The organism is Halorubrum ezzemoulense DSM 17463 (genome assembly GCF_002114285.1).
GTDB lineage: Archaea > Halobacteriota > Halobacteria > Halobacteriales > Haloferacaceae > Halorubrum > Halorubrum ezzemoulense.
Genome location: NZ_NEDJ01000082.1, coordinates 1 through 14,094 on the forward strand (window position 1 = coordinate 1; position 14,094 = coordinate 14,094).

Genomic DNA, 14,094 nt, shown 5'->3' on the forward strand with positions numbered 1-14,094 from the left:
GGAGAGATTGCGCTGCTCCCGACGCAGGCGTTCGTACTCGTCGGAGAGGTCAAGCCAGTCCACGCTGTTGCCGTCAGACGTGTAGATGTAGTTCTGGATGCCGAGGTCGAGGCCAACGCAGTCCTCAACATCCACGTCGTCTACAGCGGGTTTCTCGGGGAGCGTGGTGTCTTCGACTTCGAGGCCGAACGTGACGTACCACTCACCCGTCGTCTCTTTCTTCAGCGTCACCTCTTTGATGTCTGCGTTGTCGGGGATGGAACGGTGATATCGAATGGGGATGTCACTGATTTTGGAGAGCCAGATTGTGGCAGTCCGGCCACTCGTGTTTTTGAGTTCGAAGCCAGACTGCGAATACGTCATACTCTGGTACTCGCTGGGGACTTCCAGTTGAGCCACCCGACCTTGTGCCCGTTCTGCTTCTTCTCGGAGAGGTTCGAGAGGTTGTCGTAGAAGCGTTCGACGGTCTTCTGTAACGCCTTCGAGTGGACTTTGGAGAACACAGGCCACTCGTCCTTCCATTCGGTGAGGCGTTTCTGGTGTTGGTACGCCGAACCGATGTTGTCCTCGTCGGTGTCGAGGACACTGTATTCGTAGCGGGTGTGGTTGTATGCTTGGCGGTGGATGTCGATGTGGCGTTCCACTTCCGCAGTCACACCTGTTCGGTCAGGGTAGGCGCGGAAGCGGTAGTCATACCACATCGCCGTACCTCGATTATCGCTGTGTTGCTAGTTAATGGCTTGTGTCACGGAGTGTCGGCTTCATCCACGGGGTCAAGCCCCGTGGCATTCGCCTCGACAGCCTGTAAACTTTCAAGTCCACGGCGAACACAGTTCTGATAACTTCTTCCTATGTCTCATACACAAGACCAACCCAGCACGTGGCTCCTTGATATGGATGGAGTGCTGATACATGAGGAGGTTGCTCTCCCGGGGGCGAAAGAGTTCATCGGCCGGCTTCAAGAGCAGGACAAGGAGTTTCTCGTGCTCACGAACAACTCAATGTACACGCGTCGCGATCTGTCTGCCCGTCTTGCGGATGTGGGTATTGATGTTCCAGAGGAGCGGATTTGGACCTCGGCCGTGGCCACGGCACAGTTTTTGTCAAATCAAGTCCCAGATGCGTCCGCCTACGTTATCGGTGAGGCTGGACTGAAGACAGCGCTCCATAAGGTGGGCTACACGCTGACCGATACTGACCCAGATTTCGTCGTTCTCGGGGAGAGCCGCACGTATTCGTTCCAGAATATCACACAGGCCGTCCAACTGATTGATCAGGGCGCGCGGTTTGTCGCAACGAACTCGGACGCTACCGGACCCTCACCTGAGGGCCCACTCCCGGCTACCGGCTCCGTTGCTGCGCTCCTTACGGAAGCCACTGGGCAAGAGCCGTACTTCGTTTGCAAACCCAATCCAGTGATGATCCGGAGTGGCCTCAATCGGATCGGCGCGCACTCCGAATCGACGGCGATGGTAGGGGATCGCATGGACACCGATGTCGTGGCCGGCATCGAGGCTGGCCTGACTACGTACCTCGTACTCACTGGGTCGACTAGTCGTGACGAACTCACAGAGTTCGCGTACCGCCCGGACGATGTCGTGGAATCAGTTGCTGAATTGGTTGAGACTATATAATCTCCTGTATTGACCACAACCGGGCCAGAATATCTCACCTGCTGAGAATTTCAGCAGAGTCAAAAGGTATATTTTCGAAGCATTGCCGGACATCGCCTGTAGCGTCTTGTTTCGAAACTCGCACTAATTTGCGGTTTGCTGCTTTCGCTTCCACGAGACACACCAACGGATCATCGACATTCTTGACGAGAAGCGTTGTTGTTTCGCGGCGTGAAACACTGCTGATGGGTTGATGTTTCGAGTGCTATATGGTTCACGTAGCCGCCGGTCGGAGGCGGCCGACAACAAGTATCCGACTGTTGAGCTCGTCCCATCGCCGTGGCACAGTTGGTGGGATCTCTCATCACCTCCCCCTCCCCCGCTTTGGCGTTCACTGGCCGCCACTCACCCTGTGTATCGGCCCTCCACCGCCAGCGGCCCTGTCGTATTGTGTGCTTAGACTCAAGGAGATCCCTGCTCCACGATCATTTATGCCTTCCAAGCAGCGCCTGCCGAGCAGTCTTTTGCCCACGACTGAGCGACAACGAACCGCTTTCCTTCACGGTCTTCTCTGGATCGTTACAGTCTCAGCCGTTTCATTCCTTCTAGGAGACGCGCCAGTGGAGGCTATCTCTTACGGTGCCTTCTCCGGCATACTATACGGTATCGTAGTATACGTCTGGCAGCCATACTGACCACCCCAACGTACGGGCCAAACTGTTAAATTGCCACTGCGCGAAGAAGAGAACCTCTCGTCGGCTGAATACTGCTGAATCCAATATCACTTCGGTTTTTAAGATTCAGATATTAGTATTGACATCCTCCTCCGGGTAAACGCGGAGGAATCCCGAGCGGTGGGAGTTTCAGGTTTACAGTCCAGTCAGTGGACTACCAGCCCTTTCGGGCACGGGTAGTCCCACAGTGTCGAACTGGTGGACTGCTGGCCATGCCAACTGGCCGTTACCCCTATCCTCAACCGTGTACGGCGTCCCAGTGTTGTTTTTGCCACGGGGACGCCGGCAAGCGTCAACGGACTTGGGGGTATCGTCTGGTTTGCTTTGAGCCGTCGGCACAGACACACCCTTCGAGGATATGGCGTTCACCGACTGACCTTTCAGATACTGTCGTCCGAGAGACGAAGTCTCTCGTGATCACGAAAATCGAAGATTTTCGAACGACCTCGTTACGCGGGCGGACGGGCCGCCTCCGAAGGACGGTTCGGAATCCGCTCCGTTCCGACCGATTCCTACCTTTGTATATAGCGGCCTGTCAGTTAAATCTCTGTCTGTGAAACTCGGTACAGACGTTCGGCTAGTGGATTGCTTCCCACTATGTCGGCTTCATCACCCGCCTGAAGGCGGGTGTATTCGCCTTCTAGCCTCTATAAATTGCGGTGTCGAGGCACACGACGAGTACTCCGCGCTCTTGTTATCGCTGTCCTCCCACAGCTCAGATTCCAATTCAACCTCTCTGTCCTCGAGTAGATTTCCGGTTCCTAGAGACAACTGTCGAGTGGGTCGACAGTTGAAGCAGTGCCTGCCGAACCCAACCGTGAGCAAGCAGTCTCGACGGAGCATTCATTCGGTCGGTCCATCGTTACGGAAGTGCGAAAAGAAAGCCCCGCCCTGAAGCCGGGGATGAATCTGACAGTCGATGACACAACCTACTGATGATAGTACGGCCTGATATTCCTCGCTCGACCGCCTCAGCGGTGATAGCAGTCGTATCGCGTTAGATTTTCTGGAGCGAGAGGCGATACCCGAATCGGCGATGAGGATCGGGATCCGGCTCCACTTGGCTAACCTATCACCCGATCTGGGCGTCACGGAGACGGAGATACCCGATCGTAACAGGAACCAAGATCCAGGCCAACAGGAGGAGAACCGGCAGCCAGACCGACGCGAACGGGTCCGTTCCGAAGAGCTGCCCCGCAACAGTGTTCCGATATGCAGCCCTCGCGGCGCGGTTGGGCGGGAACAGCCCGACTAATTTCATCCACGCCGGCGCGCTGCCCTCGGTCATCAGACCCAGTTCGATGGCGCCGTACTGGATAGCACTCTGGATCAGGTTCCACAACGCGACCAAGATCATGTAGGCTCCGACGGCGACGGCGGTCGCACGACTGTCGCTCGAACTACCCGCGGAGATCCCCACTCCGATAGCGACGAACGCCACGCCCATGAGGCCGAGAAACCCGATAAATGCCGCCAGTGAACCGAACGTCCCACCCAGTATCGTGAGGACGACGAGACCAGTCACGAACCCGCTGATAAGCGTGGCGACGAGCATCAGGGCTGTCCGTCCGAGGAGCTTCCCGACGAGAACGTCCCGGCGTGACGGCGGCAAGCTCAGCAAGACTCGGAGCGACCCGGACTCCCGCTCGGCAGTGATTGCCCCTTTGGCGAGCACGAGCGCAACGATGGGAAGCATCGTCACAGCGAGTTGGAACGAGAGTGAGAACACCTCACCGGCTGCCATGTCGCTGGTTACTGCGAGGAGTGTCGTGATCCCGGCCGTCGACAGGAGGACGATTAAGATAACCGCCCACAGAGCCTTCGAACGACTGGCATCGGCCAAGTCTTTCCGGGCGATGGTGCGAACGCTCATTACGCGACACCACCCGGGACTACCGTCTCGGTCTGACTGTCCGTCGTGTCTTCACCGGTGTAGCTGGCGAACAGATCCTCAAGCGATGACTCCTCAATCCGCACGTCGGTGACCGTCGTCAGCTCGCGAACCCGGTCGATGAACTGGAGTTTCGCCGCTGGTTCAAGACAGGTTCCCCGAACGGTCCCGCCGCCTACATCGATGTCGCGTACGTTCGGGAGGTCACCCAGACTGCGCTCCGGTTGTCGGTCCACGTCGAGTATCACTTGCGCGCCAGTGTCGAGCTGGCGTCTGAGGCGGCCGATACTGTCAATCGCAACGAGCTCTCCCTCATTCATGATGCCGACTCGGTCGGCAACGGCTTCGACCTGTTCGAGAATATGACTCGAGAAGAACACCGTCACGCCGCGATCGTTTTCCGCCTGAATGATCTCTCTGAGTTCCCGGGCGCCGTTCGGGTCGAGACCGCTGGTCGGTTCGTCGAGGATGAGCAGATCAGGCGCACCGACAAGTGCCATCGCTAGGGCGAGTCGCTGGCTCATCCCCGTCGAATAGTCCCCGGCGGCCCGGTTCGCGTCTTCTTGTGAGAGGCCGACCCGATCGAGTAGCTCGTCGGGATCGTCGTCAGCGTCTTTCAGTTTGGCCGCGAGTTCCACGTGTCGCCGACCGCTCAGTCTGTCGTATAATCCGTAGTTCTCGGGAACGACGCCGATCCGGCTGTGGAGCGTTTCGCGGTCCTTCGAGACATCTAGTCCAAGCATGGACGCACTTCCACTCGTCGGTCGCACGAAGTCCAACAGCAGGTTGATCGTGGTGGACTTTCCAGCCCCGTTCGGACCCAAAAACCCGAAGATTTCGCCCGATTCAACGGTCAAATCAACACTATCGACAGCGGTCACGTCACCGAACCGTTTGCTCAATCCGTCTATTTCAATCGCGGGACCTGTCATTGTCACAACTTCACCGAACGCGGGAAACCTGTTAAACCGGAGGTCAGTGCTTCTAACTGTGAAACTCTGCTTACAGCATTATCGCGGGATTCGCTGCTACATATCGCCCATTCACCATTGATTGACACGCACTGAATGAAAACTACTCGTCTACTGCCTCGACATCAAATTTTGAGCGCCAGCGATAACGCCGACCTGCCCAGATGAACGTATCTCGGGTAAAGCCATACACTCCCAGTGGAACGGCTGCGACAAGCGCTGGCACAGCGAGGAGTAGTGACGCTCGGCGAACGCCGAAGGCAGCATACACACCTGCTGTTACTGCGGTAAGCCCCACTGCGAGGAACGGAAAGAATAGACACCCGACGAGAACGGCGGTCAACGCTCCGAAGGAGAGCTTCGCGACTCCGGGATCGTGGGTTGCGAAAATTTTATTGAATCGAACGTGTCGTTCGAGCGTCTGTCGAAGACTCCCACCCATTGGTACTTTGCGTACACGCCGAACGGACGTCACGTCGGTGTGCTCCCCGAAAAGGCCATCGTCGCTGATAGTCTGGCGGAGTTCCGAAAGAAACCCTGCCTCATCAAGATCACTTCGGTCAAAGATGACAGCTCCGCCCCAAGCGTGATCACCCACATACGTCCCGAGCGTGCCGCCGAGAACGTAAATCGGTTCCAACAGGATCGCGAGTGGGTCCTGACCCACAAACGCCGGCAGTTCCGTCGTCGGACCGTAGTCAGCGTAGTCACGGCGGAGCTTGTCGAGCCAGTCGGGCGGATGGTAAAAATCGTCGTCGGTCCAGACGAGACGGTCGTGATTGGCGGCCTCCATCCCAGCAGCGATGGCATTCGCTTTCCCGGAACACCCGACGGGGTCGCCAGCGGGGACCAACCGAACGTTCTCAGGGAACCGCTCTTGGTCCGTAACCGGGTCGTCCTCGGTATCGTGGATGATGAGGAGCTCGTCTTCTGAACCCAACTGTGCGGCGACATCGCCGCAGGCGGGAGTCCAAGACACCGTCGGGAGGAGTATGCTCGTTGGGGTGTGCGTCTGTCCGTTCGACATCCGTACTCGAAACGTGATCGCTGGTATCAATGAGAGTTTCCGACGGCTTCTCTGAGTGAAGCCGGACAGAAAGCCCAGAACGGCACAACCTATATTGGCAAAACAAGAGATGGCACACGCACAGTGTCCGGGGTGCGAGATCCCGAAGCGCTCGCAGATTTGCTTGGGGACGAGTGTACGCGCACGATTCTCGTCGAGACAAAGAAGGAACCTTGCTCGGCGGCGGAGCTCAGCGATTGCGCCGGGGTCTCGGAGCCGACTGTCTACCGTCGACTCGAACGACTCCGCGAGTACGATCTGGTTACTGAAGATATCCAGCCAGTCACCGACGGGAAGAACTACAAACTCTACCGGACGGATCTCGATGGCATCGAACTCGATCTCAGCGAAGACGGCTTTGAGATTACGATTTCACGGCGGAAACGGATGGCAGACCGCTTCACGCAGTTCGTAGAGGGAAGCTAATATGCTCGATACACCGCTCCAATCGATTGATCTCGAAACGCTACGAACGATTCGACAGGTGAGCGAGGTGATCCCGATGATCATCGGTTTGGGGATCGGTTACCTCGCTTACACGGCATACCGGCAGAATCAGAGCCGTCCGATGTTGTACATCGCGATCGGATTCATACTGGTGTTGTTCGTTCAGGCCCCGCTGGCCCTCATCTTCACTTACGTCTTGGAACTTCCCACCGCGGTCCTCAATCTCCTCCTCCAAATCCCCGAATTCACCGGTCTGGGACTGATCCTCTACGGACTGTGGATGCCACGCCGAGACTGATACCACGCCCGAGCCCATATACGACGGTAGGTTGACTTCAACCAGTGAAGCCAGGGAAATCGGCCTTTTTCTATGCGTCCATGCGTTCAGGTGTCGATGACCGAAGCAGACACCGACACCAGCTTCGAAGGAACCGGATCCCAGTCGGCCGATGACGACCGGCGAACTAATTACGGTGGAATCATCGGACGCGTCGCCTCCGTGCTGTGGAATCGAAATGAGAATCGCCCCTGCGCACTCTGGCGGATCCTCGGAGTGTACGTCGCCGCGCTCGTGGGGATTTTCGTGCTCCCGGCGCTGGCGCTCGCGGGCACCGAACTCCCGCCGTCTGTCAACGGAGCCGCGACCAACCTGATCGGTGCGCTCGTTGGACTCCTCCTCGCAGTTGTGTTCGCGAAGTACGTTGACCGGCGACCGCTGACCGACTACGGACTGGCGTTCAGCCCGTCATTCCTGAAGGACTTCGCCGCTGGCAGCGTCGTGGCTCTGGTAGGGATGGGTGTGGCACTCCCCGCGAGTCTGCTCGCCGGGTGGGCGACCGTCTCCGAGCTGTTTTCGGGCGGCGTTGGCGCCAACGTGTTGCCGTTCGTCGCTGCGTTCGGAGCGTACACCCTCCAGTGGGCGTTTGTGGCCTTCTGGGAAGAGCTGGTCTATCGGGGCCTCATTCTGACGAGTGCCGTCGAAGGACTCCGGAGTCGGTGGCTGTCCGACCGCGGTGCGGTCGTGGCAGGGGTGGTGGCGTCATCGCTGATATTCAGTCTCGGGCACTTCCCGGGGACGCTAGAAAAGTTCGGCTTCCGGGTGATGTTGGGGCTCCTCCTCGGCGCCGCGTACGTGTGGACCGACTCGCTGGCGCTGCCAATCGGCGTCCACTTCCTGATCAACTTTGCGATAAACAACATCTACGGGCTGGCGAACTTCGGTGAGGCTGCGGAGGTTCTGCCGATGCTGGTCCGGCCGACGTTCACCGGCCCGGCACAGTTCGTCGGGGTGTACGGGGCAGTCAACGGCGCAGCGGTGCTCTGTGTCGCTGCGCTTACTGTCGGATACGTTGCTCTCCGGAACGGTGACTTGGGGTCGCTGCTGTCATAATATCAACAATTGATCGTGGTGAATACAATCATTCCCTCCCGCGAACAGGGGCCCTATCAAAAGCAATAACAGGAGCAAAACCCACACATACCTTGATCGTCCCCACTCGGCATGGCCACAGCCACGCGGAACGATCACCTCCAAGACCGAAATACAGAATCAAATAACGACTTCTGGCGCCATGCCTTCGAGCAGTTCATCGAGACACTCCCTGAGGCAGCGTTTGTCGTTGACGACGCCGGCGACATCACCCAGTGGAATACGGCAACAGCCGATCTCCTCGGCCTCCCCGCAGACAAGGCAGTCGGGATGAACGCATACGACGTGTTCGGTACCGAGGGCGAAGACGAGACCCTCGCTGAAGAAGTCGTCCGCACCGGAAGACCCATCCGCGAAGACGAGTTCCGATCTGCCGAGCGTCCAGATGGAAGACAGGCACACGCCCGAGCGATTGCGACCCCGATCCAGACACCCACTGGCGAGGTCGTTGGGGCTGTCGAGCTGCTCTTCGACGTCACCACCGTCGTCGAACAGCGGGAGACGCTCGCCGACCTCCAGGAAGAGCTCTCGGACAATGTCGAGACATCCATGGAACAGCTGAGCGAGTCGACAACCGAAGTCGCGGATCGCTCGAACGAGATCACCCAGCTCGTCGACGAGCAAGCAGCCGAACTCGAACGTACCCAAGGTGACGTCTCCGGATTCAGCGCCACCGTCGAGGAGATCGCCTCCAGCGCCGAGGAAGTGAGCAGTCAAAGCGCCGAATCGAGAGTACTCGCCGAAGAGTCCGTCGACACCGCAGGCGAGGTCATCAACCAAGTGGACGACACAGCCGAGAAGTCAGCTACTGTCGCCGACGACGTCGCGGACCTTAGAGACGAGATCGAAGAAGTCGAAGAGCTCGTCGGCGTGATCAACGATATCGCCGAACAAACGAACATGCTCGCGTTGAACGCCAACATCGAAGCGGCACGCAGCGACAGTGACGGCTTCGCGGTCGTCGCCGACGAGGTGAAGAACCTCGCCAATCGCTCGCAGGACCAAGCTGACGAGATCGAAGACATCGTCGCGAGGATCAAGGAGAAGGCTTCCAAAACCACCGCCGAAGTGGACGCAGCCAACGACGAGATACAGTCTGCGAGAGACGACATCCAAGAGGTCCTCGAGAATCAAAAACAAATTCTCACGGCAGTTGAGCAAACTGAGAGTGGGATCACCGAGATTGCGGAGGCAACAGACGAACAGGCAAGCGTGGCCGAAGAGATATCAAGTGCCGTCAACGATGTCTCCGAACGAGCTACTGTTGTGAGTGAGGAGATTGCGGAGATCGCAGACGAAAATAAGAGCCAGACAGAGATGGTCTCGCAGCTGACCCATCAGGTTGAACAGATTGACCACGAACTGGCGGAGGTCATGGACACGTCTGTCTGAAGCAGGCATATCGTAATCGGACTGACAGACAGCCAGACCCCACGTTTCATTCCAAATCTCCGGAATATCGGCACTTCTGACCATTTTCTACAGCCCTCTTTTTTACACTCCACACACGGGGACCCTCTATTTGGAGTGAGGTCCACAGGAGACGGGGGACAATCCAGCTGCGATCATTCGACTTCTCTGTGCCCAAGTTTTTTAATCCAAAATAAAAACATATTTTATATGGCTTCGAGTTGTAAGTACCACCACGAGTTGTCGGCTGATTATTTTGACGACGAGTCATCGTGGGATTGTCCACATCCTGCCGACGAAAACTACTGTGTGTTCCACGGTGAGGCGTCCGATGAGGCCCGTAGACGTCGGCTTATTGAAGCGGTCGAGGAACCCTCCCCGGCGACAAATCAGTTTCTTGGTGCGACGTTTGGGGCAATCGATCTCGATTATCAACAACTTGACGGGCCGACTAACACACCCATCGACTGCCGTGACGCATCATTCGAATCGATCTCGCTGCGATTTGGGACGGTAAAACACCCGCTTGATCTTCGAGGGAGCACAGCCATTGGACAAGTTACGTTCGACGAAACACAGTTTGCTCGGCGCGTTGACCTCGGTCACGTCCGGTTCGCGGATGTCTCAATGCGGCTTACAAAGTTCGAATCTTGGCTCGACACGCGCGAAGCGACGTTCGGGGAGGTTTGTGGACGTGTCGCCCGGTTTGCCAACGGAATATACAGCGTGAACGCACGGTTCACTGGGGCCGCAGACTTCACTAATGCCCAGTTTGACGACGTAGCGAACTTCTATCGTGTACAGTTCGACAAGGGGGCGTGGTTCAAACGAACAGACTTCGCAGATAAGGCCCGGTTCAAAGAATGTACACTGGCTGGACCTGCCGTTGAGTTCGGGTCTGTCGCTGGCAACCCGAAGCGCGACCGACCAACTGCAAATGGTGCAGCGGGGATGTTTCTGGGAGTAGACTGTGACGGGCCATTGCTGTTTGACGGCGCGACTCTTACTGGGGGGCTTCGTATTGACGATGCTTCCCTCTCAGATGAGGTGAGCTGTGTCGATCTCACAGTACGAGACGGACCCGTTACGATCGATCTCACAGGAACGGAGCGCGTGACCGGTACTGTCGCAGCAACCGACGGGAGTGTTGAATATGAGCTCACTCAAGCGGTGTTGGGTGATCTTGTGTTAACAGAAGAGACAACGATAGATTCGCTAACGTTTAATCAGACGGTGTTTGATGGGTTCGATTTCACCCGCTACCGGAAGCAACTCGCCGCATTGGAGTACAAGATCCATGAGTCGGACGACCCGCCGTCAGTTCGTGAGATCATATACGTGCGGGCCAAAAACGGGGCCAAGCAGGTCGGCGATAACCGTGCGGTTTCAGAGTTCTTCTTTCATGAGATGGCTGCCAGACGCGGGAGCCACCGCCGAGAGTTTGCCCAGTCGGACGGCTTGACGCGATTCCGACACGCCGGACGTTACGTAGGAAACGTAGCGATGGGATTGAGTTGCGGATACGGCGAGCGACCGTTATGGACCGTGTTGTCGTCTGTGGGAATCATCGTCGTGTTCTCCCTGATCTACGCCGCTGTCAGCGTTCCGCTGTCAATCGGGCAGTCGATATTGAGCTATCTCACGTTCAGCGTACAGTCGTTTGTTTCGCTTGTGCTCGGTGGACCGACGGTGGAAAATACGTTTGTAAGTTTCATCGGGGCCGCTGAGGGGTTCCTCGGTGGATTTATGATCGCCCTATTTGTGTTCACTCTCACTCGCTCAATCGCTCGGTAACCACGAGAACTTGGCGCGGGAACCCGTACAGTGATGATTTTCCGTCTCTCGGACGCTTGAAGATCGACACCCTCCCCGCGCTAAAGCGCAGGGCTTTCTCCTCGATTCTCCGTAAGTTTCTGCCCGCTGATTGATATTAATCCATCACTTCAACGTACGCCTCGACGAGGACACGAGTGGGGTCGTTCGCTCCCGCATGGCGTCGGCGTCTCTGGGTACGCTCGGTCAGTCTCGCCGAAGGGTTATACCGGCCAGTCCCTTGTAGATAATAATGAGGCGGAACTCGGACGACGAGGACAAATCCGGTGGTGAATTCAACGGGATTGAAGACCTGCTGTCCGGAACGAACGGCGACGACGCCGCGGTTGACGTTCACGAGTACGACGAGGAGATCCGGGTGGTTGCAGACATCCCTCACGCTGTATCGGACGACATTACCGTCCAGTGTGACGGACGAACCGCAGCGATTCGGGTGGCGAGTGACCCACGACCGTTTGTTGTGCGCGTCGACCTCCCGTCCTACGTCGATGACACCTCTGGGGAAACGCAGTTCAACAACGGTATCCTTGAGGTGACCTTCGACCGCGATACGGACCCCGCGAATATCGGATTTCACTGAATTGATCGCCCCGAGGGTTGGCGTTCGCGAACGATCGAGGATCTCACAGCTCGTCAGCCGTGCTAACGTGCATTCCGACGAACTGCCACCCATTAGACGACTTCGTTAGTGTCCCGCTCCACCGTGTGTCGAACTCGTGACGCTCTCCAGATTCTGTATTGATCCAGCCCATTGACACAGTGTCGCTGAACCAGGCGTGAGTCCCGCGCTCACTGACTCGAAGTGCGTGACTAGTTACGGTCCACTCAGCCGTTGTTTCGGTCTGGGTGCGGAGGCCGGTTTGGATCTGTTCGCTCCCGACGAGACGCTCCGAGATACCAAACTTCACGAATGCGTCGTCGCCATCGTGCTCCTCGGCGAAGTACGGGGCAAGCGGGTCACCAGCCCGTAGTGCGTCGTAGTACTCTTTGACTGTCGATCGGGCATCCATGTGACAGACGAGGAGTCCAATAATCAAGTGTTCACGGGTCGCTCACCAGACCGAGATTACAATCTTAAACAAGGTCTCAAGCAAGGATTCCCACGCCGTCATCGAGTTCAACGGAGCGGACCAGTGAGGAGCTAATGTTGCTATTGGGCAAAATCCATACAAACGCTAGAACAATATCTATTGGTATGGTCGACAGCCCTCCTCGAATTGCTCTCATTATACTCGCACTGGTTTTAATCACAGTTCCATTCTGGGCACCCCCGCTAGACATAACAGGAACAGAATACGAGTATAGCGCCACACAGCTCACCGTTGAAGATGACCGAATACAGATTCGACAAGACTCACCGAGACTCAGACAAATCGATGGACTCGACTGCTTCAGAGAGCGGTCCCCGACCAGAATCTGTGGTTTTGAATCCGGGCTGGCCGGTGAGACATCGGGTCTCGCACCGTATCCCGGGGTTCGGCACGTCGCCGGAGACCCGTCGCTTGCTTCCCAAGATCGGTATCTTGCGTTCCCCAGCGACGGGCGTGTCTTCAAACGTGTTACAGGCTGGAACGAGTCGGCGCAATCTTATCGTCTCACCTTGGAGCGAGTAAATGCCTCACAGGCGTTAGAGGACGTTTCTCGCCCCGTTGACCAGTACTCACCAGCAGTCAAGCAGGCGGTTGAGACCGGGGGTAGTCAGTCTCAGACGAATCTTCAAGAAGCGATTGTAGTTGACGCTAGCGGGCGATATTACGCGGTGTACACCTCAGGCACGACGTCGCTTCTCTCCGAAGAGCCAGACTCGGAACGTGTGCTCGGGTTCTTGACAGTCATTGGCGGTGCTATGCTACTGTTCGGGGCGGGAGCGATGGGTACCGATCCAGCATCCGGGGTAGGCGACTAAGCTTTGCTACCGTTGTACCGGCCGTTCAAGAATATCGAATACATCGATAGCTTTGTACTCACGATTTCGCTGCTTGCCAGTCACTTCGATAACAATGCCATCCGATTCGAGTTCTTCAATCGCATTGTAGGCAGTCTGTCGACTTACGTCGAACCGATCCGTGATGTTGTCTGCGGTGAAGTACGGCAGTTCAAACAGTTCGCGGGCGAGTTTGTGACTTGTCTTTTGATTCGGATACTGCGCTTCGTACTCTCGCCGGAGTTCGAGTAATTCGAATGTTCGCTCGTAGGAGTCCTTCGCTTGCTCTTCAATGCCTTTGATAAAGAACGCAATCCAGTCGCGCCATTGGCCTTCTTCGCTAACCGCACGCATCGTCTCGACGTACTCCTGCTTGTTTCGATTAAAATAGGCACTCGGATAGAGGTACGGCTCAGACAGATAGCCAGCCTTGTGTAACTTGAGGACGATTAGAATCCGTCCGAGACGACCGTTGCCGTCCGAGCAGGGGTGAATTGTCTCCAACTGATAGTGAGTGATCGCAAGGTCAACCAGGGGGTGGTACTCGCCGTCCATCTGAATATATGCTTCAAGCGAGTCCATTAGCTCCGAGACATGATCCGCCGGTGGTGGCACAAATGGGGACTGTCCGGGACGGGGCGACGGAATATCAGTACCTCACAAAGCATCTTCGGCTAGCTGTTTCTGAAGCCTGAGTTCCACGGCGGAGCGGTTGTGCTGGTGGCCTTGACAAGAAAATCTTCGACGAACCGACGGAGAGCTGTCGCTGTCGGCGG

At 56.8% G+C, this 14,094-nt stretch carries 12 protein-coding genes and 1 pseudogene; 7 read left to right on the plus strand and 6 right to left on the minus strand.

Going from position 1 to position 14,094, the window contains the following annotated elements; all coding sequences use genetic code 11:
- Positions 1-701, minus strand: a pseudogene (locus B9H04_RS19665) (RNA-guided endonuclease InsQ/TnpB family protein); the annotation flags it as partial.
- Between the two features lie 192 nt (positions 702-893).
- On the opposite strand from B9H04_RS19665, the gene B9H04_RS15665 reads away from it, so the two are divergent.
- Positions 894-1,634, plus strand: coding sequence for an HAD-IIA family hydrolase (locus B9H04_RS15665; protein ID WP_249025109.1), 741 nt, complete (start codon positions 894-896; stop codon positions 1,632-1,634).
- 1,785 nt (positions 1,635-3,419) lie between these two features.
- On the opposite strand, the gene B9H04_RS15670 is transcribed toward B9H04_RS15665, so the two are convergent.
- From B9H04_RS15670 to B9H04_RS15680, 3 genes are all read right to left on the minus strand, one after another.
- Complete coding sequence (locus B9H04_RS15670) at positions 3,420-4,220, minus strand: ABC transporter permease (protein ID WP_049933518.1); 801 nt, start codon at positions 4,218-4,220, stop codon at positions 3,420-3,422.
- A complete protein-coding gene (locus tag B9H04_RS15675) occupies positions 4,220-5,170 on the minus strand; it encodes an ABC transporter ATP-binding protein (RefSeq protein WP_049933521.1) in 951 nt (316 codons plus the stop codon). The genes B9H04_RS15670 and B9H04_RS15675 overlap by 1 nt, the downstream gene beginning before the upstream one ends.
- Positions 5,171-5,312: 142 nt before the next feature.
- Positions 5,313-6,236, minus strand: coding sequence for a glycosyltransferase (locus B9H04_RS15680; protein ID WP_080508766.1), 924 nt, complete (start codon positions 6,234-6,236; stop codon positions 5,313-5,315).
- A 123-nt stretch (positions 6,237-6,359) separates the two neighbouring features.
- Here B9H04_RS15680 and B9H04_RS15685 point away from each other — a divergent pair, with 123 nt between their 5' ends.
- From B9H04_RS15685 to B9H04_RS15710, 6 genes are all read left to right on the plus strand, one after another.
- A complete protein-coding gene (locus tag B9H04_RS15685) occupies positions 6,360-6,701 on the plus strand; it encodes an ArsR/SmtB family transcription factor (RefSeq protein WP_199058309.1) in 342 nt (113 codons plus the stop codon).
- A 1-nt stretch (position 6,702) separates the two neighbouring features.
- Entirely contained in the window at positions 6,703-7,020 is a 318-nt protein-coding gene (locus B9H04_RS15690; RefSeq protein WP_049933516.1) for a DUF7521 family protein, read from the plus strand.
- Positions 7,021-7,116: 96 nt separating this feature from the next.
- On the plus strand, positions 7,117-8,112 hold the full coding sequence (locus tag B9H04_RS15695; RefSeq protein ID WP_080508765.1) for a CPBP family intramembrane glutamic endopeptidase: 996 nt from the start codon (positions 7,117-7,119) through the stop codon (positions 8,110-8,112).
- Positions 8,113-8,223: 111 nt separating this feature from the next.
- Positions 8,224-9,543 carry a methyl-accepting chemotaxis protein gene (locus B9H04_RS15700; protein WP_085682851.1) on the plus strand — a complete coding sequence of 440 codons (1,320 nt, stop codon included), beginning with the start codon at positions 8,224-8,226 and terminating at the stop codon, positions 9,541-9,543.
- 228 nt (positions 9,544-9,771) lie between these two features.
- A complete protein-coding gene (locus B9H04_RS15705) occupies positions 9,772-11,355 on the plus strand; it encodes a pentapeptide repeat-containing protein (protein ID WP_080508763.1) in 1,584 nt (527 codons plus the stop codon).
- A 271-nt stretch (positions 11,356-11,626) separates the two neighbouring features.
- Positions 11,627-11,974, plus strand: a complete 348-nt coding sequence (locus tag B9H04_RS15710; protein ID WP_049933513.1) for an Hsp20/alpha crystallin family protein — start codon at positions 11,627-11,629, stop codon at positions 11,972-11,974.
- A 43-nt stretch (positions 11,975-12,017) separates the two neighbouring features.
- Here the strand turns inward: B9H04_RS15710 and B9H04_RS15715 are convergent, their stop codons facing one another.
- Positions 12,018-12,404, minus strand: a complete 387-nt coding sequence (locus tag B9H04_RS15715) for a nuclear transport factor 2 family protein (protein WP_049933511.1) — start codon at positions 12,402-12,404, stop codon at positions 12,018-12,020.
- A gap of 902 nt (positions 12,405-13,306) precedes the next feature.
- Entirely contained in the window at positions 13,307-13,966 is a 660-nt protein-coding gene (locus B9H04_RS15725; protein WP_276325177.1) for a Fic family protein, read from the minus strand.
- Positions 13,967-14,094: the final 128 nt, after the last annotated feature.

Excerpts from the sequence above, each read along its gene's own strand:
- B9H04_RS15665 (WP_249025109.1), top strand. The coding sequence starts at position 894 with ATGGATGGAGTGCTGATACATGAGGAGGTTGCTCTCCCGGGGGCGAAA.
- B9H04_RS15670 (WP_049933518.1), bottom strand. The coding sequence starts at position 4,220 with ATGAGCGTTCGCACCATCGCCCGGAAAGACTTGGCCGATGCCAGTCGT.
- B9H04_RS15675 (WP_049933521.1), bottom strand. The coding sequence starts at position 5,170 with ATGACAGGTCCCGCGATTGAAATAGACGGATTGAGCAAACGGTTCGGT.
- B9H04_RS15680 (WP_080508766.1), bottom strand. The coding sequence starts at position 6,236 with ATGTCGAACGGACAGACGCACACCCCAACGAGCATACTCCTCCCGACG.
- B9H04_RS15690 (WP_049933516.1), top strand. The coding sequence starts at position 6,703 with ATGCTCGATACACCGCTCCAATCGATTGATCTCGAAACGCTACGAACG.
- B9H04_RS15695 (WP_080508765.1), top strand. The coding sequence starts at position 7,117 with ATGACCGAAGCAGACACCGACACCAGCTTCGAAGGAACCGGATCCCAG.
- B9H04_RS15700 (WP_085682851.1), top strand. The coding sequence starts at position 8,224 with ATGGCCACAGCCACGCGGAACGATCACCTCCAAGACCGAAATACAGAA.
- B9H04_RS15705 (WP_080508763.1), top strand. The coding sequence starts at position 9,772 with ATGGCTTCGAGTTGTAAGTACCACCACGAGTTGTCGGCTGATTATTTT.
- B9H04_RS15710 (WP_049933513.1), top strand. The coding sequence starts at position 11,627 with ATGAGGCGGAACTCGGACGACGAGGACAAATCCGGTGGTGAATTCAAC.
- B9H04_RS15715 (WP_049933511.1), bottom strand. The coding sequence starts at position 12,404 with ATGGATGCCCGATCGACAGTCAAAGAGTACTACGACGCACTACGGGCT.